Below are 4768 nucleotides of genomic sequence, written 5' to 3'. Positions count from 1 at the left end.
AAAAGTGGTTCCACACCCTCAAAATGCGGATCGACCGCTTCCATCACTCGTGGGTAGCAGTCGGTCGAGCGCACGCGAGTGGCTTGAGCAGTTTGTACATTACTACAACCATCACAGACCACATCAAGCTCTCGATGGCAAAACGCCAGCTGAGGAGGTGTTGAACTAGACAGTAACGTCCTATCGAACGGCTACCTTGACGAAAAGATTGTTTGAGAGCGAGCCGCTCAGGTGGACGCGTGGCCACGCATCCACCCAGGATCGTGGCCAGTGAGATCGATGAGATCGGCCCGACATGCCGGACAGTAGTCAGGAGTGAGGGAGTCGCTTCGGGGAACGTACACCGCGCCGCCGCACTTCACACAGGCATCCGCGACGATGGTCATGCAGTCCGCACAGACGTTGAAGTCGTCAGCCGTGAGGTCGCGCAGGGGTTCGAGCTGTTTATCCAGGGGATACTCGTCGATGACCGTCTGGCAGTTCTGGCACGGTTTCATAGCGATGCATCTTGGACCTCGTGACCACAGAGTAAATACCTGCCTCCGAAACCGGGCTGACTACCGAAACTCGAACGACTTGGTTGTGCGACTGCCCTCCCACAGAACTCAGACAGCAGGGTCCGTGATACCGCGACCCTCGGAAGTGTTATCCCTCGATGGAGTCAATGTTTGTTTGTAATGGCGCAAGGGAAAGTTGATTTCTTCAACGATACTGGCGGCTACGGTTTCATTTCGACTGACGACGGCGACCTCGACGACGATGAGGACGTGTTCTTCCATATGGAGGACGTCGGTGGAGAGGATCTGACGGAAGGTACTGAAGTTGAGTTCGACATCGAGTCCTCACCGAAAGGGCCTCGTGCAGCGAACGTCGTCCGACTGTAAGACCGAGACACACTCGTCGCTCACAGCGACGAACAATACTACGATTTTTCAGCCGGGTACACGCTCCAGCCGACGCTCTCTGTACACTCTAGAGACACCGACAACGAGAACGATACGTGACTAATACGCCCCCGTGTTCAGCACACCGTTTCTGACAGCTCTCACGGTGTCAAACTACTAACTCCGAGGGGAGTCCACGCAGTCGATCCAACGGTACGGTGCCGTGGGAAGCCTCGCCGTGTACGGCGAGGAGGAAGTCACTAGTGTCCCATAACGACTTTCCCTCCGAAGCCGTTCCGATTACACGAAGCGGAATTTGTGCGGTTGGGGTATTGATGCGTGACTGTTTCGTTATCGTTTTCCATTAGCTATGAGTGTCAGATGGCTCACAAAAGGTGTATCGGTTCCCTCGGTCTCGGAGTTCTTCCAGAAGTACGGGCTCGCGCTCGTGATGGTCGCGAGCTACTTCGGATCGGGGTCAGTATTCATCGCGAGCTCCGCCGGTGTCAGGTACGGCTACACCCTACTCTGGGCTGTCATCGGCGCTGTCCTACTCGGATTCATGGCGCAGGACATGAGCGCTCGCCTAGGTATCCACGGCGATTCGCTCGCGGCGTTCGCCCGGGAAAAGCTCGGGTCGACGGTCGCGACTGTCGTGATGGTGTTGCTCTCGGTCGGTTGCGTGGCGTGGACGCTTGAACTCACTGCTGCCGTCGGGAAGGGGATCGTCGTTCTCCTCGACCTCCAGGCCATCGGCTGGCAGCCCTTCGCGTACCTCACAGGGCTCGCCGCGATCATCATCGGGATCCTCGGCTACGACGCCGTCGAGAAGCTCATGGTCGCGATGATGATGATCCTCCTGATCGCATACGTCCTCGTCGCGGGGGCGAGTAGTCCAAACCTTGCCGCCGTCGCGTCTGGCTTCGTCCCTTCGCTCGGGGCGGCGGGAGCGGTGACGCTTGCGGTGAGTATCCTCGGAACGACCGCGCTCTGGCCGAATTTCTTCCTCGAGTCACAGCTCGTCGAGGAGAAGGGCTGGACCGATCGCACGGATATTCCCACGATGCGACGTGACCTCGCGATCGGCTACGCCGTTGGCGGCATCACCACGATCACTATCGTCGTGGCCGCCGCCGCAGTACTTCGGCCGGCGGGCTACGAACAGCTCCAGACCTTCCTCACGCCGGGTCGGGCGCTCGCGTCCATCCTCGGTGAGTGGGCGATGGTCGTCTTCCTCGTCGGCACGCTCGCCGCCGCGTTCAACAGCATCATCCCCATCATGTGGGCACCCGCACACATGATCCCGACTGCGATCGGGGACTCGTACGCGGACAGCACGCGCGTGTTTCGGTTCGTGTACGTCGGTGGCGTCGCGCTCGGCAGCCTCTCGCCGCTCGTCCACCACTACCTGGGACTGAGCGTCATCGACATGATCATCCTCTTCCCGGCGTACAACGGCGTCGTCGGCCTCCCCATCACTGCCCTGTTGTTATTCTGGGCCGTCAACGACGGCGACGTGATGGACACATACACGAATGACTGGAAACTGAACGTCCTCAACAGCGCACTCATCCTGCTGGCCGTCTACTCCGCGTGGTCGGCCGGCCAGTCCGTCATCAACGCCATCCTCACGGGCGGGTTCTAGCCGATGCTCGCCGGCGTTCCTGCTTCCACACTCGCGCTGCTCGTCGTGCTCTCACTGTTCGCCGGCATCGGTATCACCGCCGTCGGTCCAGGCGGCGTCTTCATCACCATCGCGCTCGTCGCGCTGACCGACCTGCCGCCACCACTCGTCGTCGGGACGGCGAGTGCGACGTTCGTCACGACCGGCCTTGTCGGCACAGCAAGCTATCGTCGTTCAGGCGAACTCAACTCGCGCGCGGGTCAGTGGATGGCGGGCGTTCTGAGTCTCACCGGCCTCGCGGGCGCGCTCGTCGGCGTCCGCCTGAACGCGCTGGTCGATGCGGCGACGTTCCGCGTCCTGCTCGGCGTGTTCATCTCACTGAGTGGCGTCCTCGTCTACTACCGCACCCGCCACGCGTCGGTTGAGGATGCGTACGACGTGACCACAGTACGCGGGACACTCGGTATCGCCGGCATCGGCGCGTTCGTCGGCGTCTCAGGCGGCCTCCTCGGCGTCGGCGGCCCAGTGCTCGCCGTCCCGCTACTGGTGGCTGTCGGCGTGCCGATGCTCGTCGCGGTCGGCGTCGCACAGGTGCAGTCGGTCTTCGTCGCGGCGTTCGCGACAATCGGCTACCTCGCCCAAGACGCGGTCTCCTGGACACTCGCCGTCGCAATCGGTATTCCCGAAATCGTCGGTGTCGTCGCCGGCTGGAAGGTTGCACAGTCAGTCAACTCACGACGCCTCACCCGGGCGCTCGCAGCGCTGTTACTCATTCTTGGCCCCTATATCATGCTCCGATAACTGCACCCCCATCACGGTCCCTGAGCCCCGAATCGTCCTCGCTCCGCGGTGTGCTCGCGACTAGACCACGTCTTGAGGACTTCTGGACCTTTGGTGAACCGCTCGGGGTCAAGTTCGAGACAGCGAATCGTGTCCCGTTAACGCCGTAAACGGCGGTTTCTCCCCTCGGAAAACGGAAAGGTGTCGAGCTTACCCCGATTGTGAATGCTCGTGATGAATACACTTTACTGTGCCAACGAAATACGTCTCATCGAACCGGAGAGTGGAGCTCCGGTTCACTGGCCGCGGCCAGCAGTTCCGATGGAGCGGCAACTCCCCCCGGGGTTGCCCGCCGTGGCCGGATTTCCGACCACCGGGGTCGCCCCACGCGAAAATCCCGATAGTCGACGCCTCCAGCCGAGGGCAGCTAGTTCTCAGGGACTGGATACCTAACGTCCTTTTGGCTCTGTAGAGGATAGCCCCAAAGCGGAGAGAACAGGGTAGAGACCCACTCTCGACAGCGGTGGGGTTTATCGCGCGAGGAGCGGCGGCGCGCGCCGTGCGGTGTGCGTGCGTCGGACGCAGCGATGCATATGCTCATCTACGCGCTAGTGGAGGCATCGAGCGAAGACGAAGCACTTGCGGCGGGACAGTCGGCGTTCGACCGACTGGTCGGCGTGTCTCCGCACGCCGACGGCGTCTTTGACTACTCCGTCACGTTCGACGAGGGGGACGTCACGGGCGCTGGACAAGCCCGCTGGGGTGAGCGGCCGGCCGCCGCGCCGGTCGAGTCCGACGCTGGGGAAGAATTCCTCGAAGCGGGCTGGGAAGCGACTGTCGAGGAGTTCGAACAGAACCTCGCCGACGTCCGGGAGTCACTACCCAAGCTCAGCGACGAGGCAGTGATGCGTGACGAGAACCTCGTGCGGCACGCCTGCCACAAGCTCGGCGCGTACCGTGGCCCGTCAGTCGTCCTCTACGACGAACACGGGCACGGGATTCGCGACCGGGAGCGCCTCAACCTGATTCTCGACAGCAATCAAGAGCGCTGGATCGTCCCTGCAGACGTCCACTACTGACGATGGCGGAGCCGACTCGTCGACGTCGTGAGCCTTCGTGGAGGTCGTGGTCCGGATGATCGGGCATCGACAGCCGCCGTGAGAGGAGCCGATCCCGAAGACCGCCCTCGGCTACTGCACGAGTTGCAAGGCGGTGCCAGCAGATCCAGTCTACGCAGCACGTGGTGATCAACGCTGTGCGGACTGCTACTTCGAAGAAGCACTCTCAGAGGTGGTAATCGACGCATAGACACACCCCGTGTGCAAAGTGTAAATATTCGTTCTATAGCCGTTTCACAGTCTTAGAGCTGTAAATGGGATCTGGGTTCATTCGTCTTAACCAACGCAGTACGAAGGAAGCGGAGCTGTGTTGGTTAAGCGTGATGCGCCGCGACTGCAGTGTGGTTTGTCGACCCCGAGAG

5 protein-coding genes and 1 pseudogene are annotated in these 4768 nt (G+C 61.3%); 5 read left to right on the top strand and 1 reads right to left on the bottom strand.

The window, feature by feature from the left end; translation table 11 throughout:
• Positions 1-169: pseudogene (locus tag AOZ13_RS12825) on the top strand (integrase core domain-containing protein); the annotation flags it as partial.
• A 58-nt stretch (positions 170-227) separates the two neighbouring features.
• Here the strand turns inward: AOZ13_RS12825 and AOZ13_RS12820 are convergent.
• Positions 228-497, bottom strand: a complete 270-nt coding sequence (locus tag AOZ13_RS12820; RefSeq protein WP_020221979.1) for a DUF7571 family protein — start codon at positions 495-497, stop codon at positions 228-230.
• Positions 498-677: 180 nt separating this feature from the next.
• On the opposite strand from AOZ13_RS12820, the gene AOZ13_RS12815 reads away from it, so the two are divergent.
• From AOZ13_RS12815 to AOZ13_RS12800, 4 genes are all read left to right on the top strand, one after another.
• On the top strand, positions 678-884 hold the full coding sequence (locus tag AOZ13_RS12815) for a cold-shock protein (RefSeq protein ID WP_020221978.1): 207 nt from the start codon (positions 678-680) through the stop codon (positions 882-884).
• Between the two features lie 370 nt (positions 885-1254).
• Positions 1255-2529 (top strand): NRAMP family divalent metal transporter, encoded by a 1275-nt coding sequence (locus AOZ13_RS12810; protein ID WP_020221977.1) that lies wholly within the window; start codon positions 1255-1257, stop codon positions 2527-2529.
• Positions 2530-2532: 3 nt separating this feature from the next.
• On the top strand, positions 2533-3309 hold the full coding sequence (locus AOZ13_RS12805) for a sulfite exporter TauE/SafE family protein (protein ID WP_021780779.1): 777 nt from the start codon (positions 2533-2535) through the stop codon (positions 3307-3309).
• 566 nt (positions 3310-3875) lie between these two features.
• Positions 3876-4367 carry a hypothetical protein gene (locus AOZ13_RS12800; protein ID WP_049934123.1) on the top strand — a complete coding sequence of 164 codons (492 nt, stop codon included), beginning with the start codon at positions 3876-3878 and terminating at the stop codon, positions 4365-4367.
• The last annotated feature ends 401 nt before the right edge of the window (positions 4368-4768 follow it).

Origin of the sequence: Halarchaeum acidiphilum MH1-52-1, from assembly GCF_000474235.1 — an archaeon.
GTDB lineage: Archaea > Halobacteriota > Halobacteria > Halobacteriales > Halobacteriaceae > Halarchaeum > Halarchaeum acidiphilum.
The sequence above is the reverse complement of the archived record's forward strand: the minus strand, read 5'-3'. Positions and strand labels throughout refer to the sequence as shown.

What these genes read in the sequence shown, in the direction of transcription:
- AOZ13_RS12820 (WP_020221979.1), bottom strand. Translation starts at nt 497, where the DNA reads ATGAAACCGTGCCAGAACTGCCAGACGGTCATCGACGAGTATCCCCTG.
- AOZ13_RS12815 (WP_020221978.1), top strand. Translation starts at nt 678, where the DNA reads ATGGCGCAAGGGAAAGTTGATTTCTTCAACGATACTGGCGGCTACGGT.
- AOZ13_RS12810 (WP_020221977.1), top strand. Translation starts at nt 1,255, where the DNA reads ATGAGTGTCAGATGGCTCACAAAAGGTGTATCGGTTCCCTCGGTCTCG.
- AOZ13_RS12805 (WP_021780779.1), top strand. Translation starts at nt 2,533, where the DNA reads ATGCTCGCCGGCGTTCCTGCTTCCACACTCGCGCTGCTCGTCGTGCTC.
- AOZ13_RS12800 (WP_049934123.1), top strand. Translation starts at nt 3,876, where the DNA reads ATGCATATGCTCATCTACGCGCTAGTGGAGGCATCGAGCGAAGACGAA.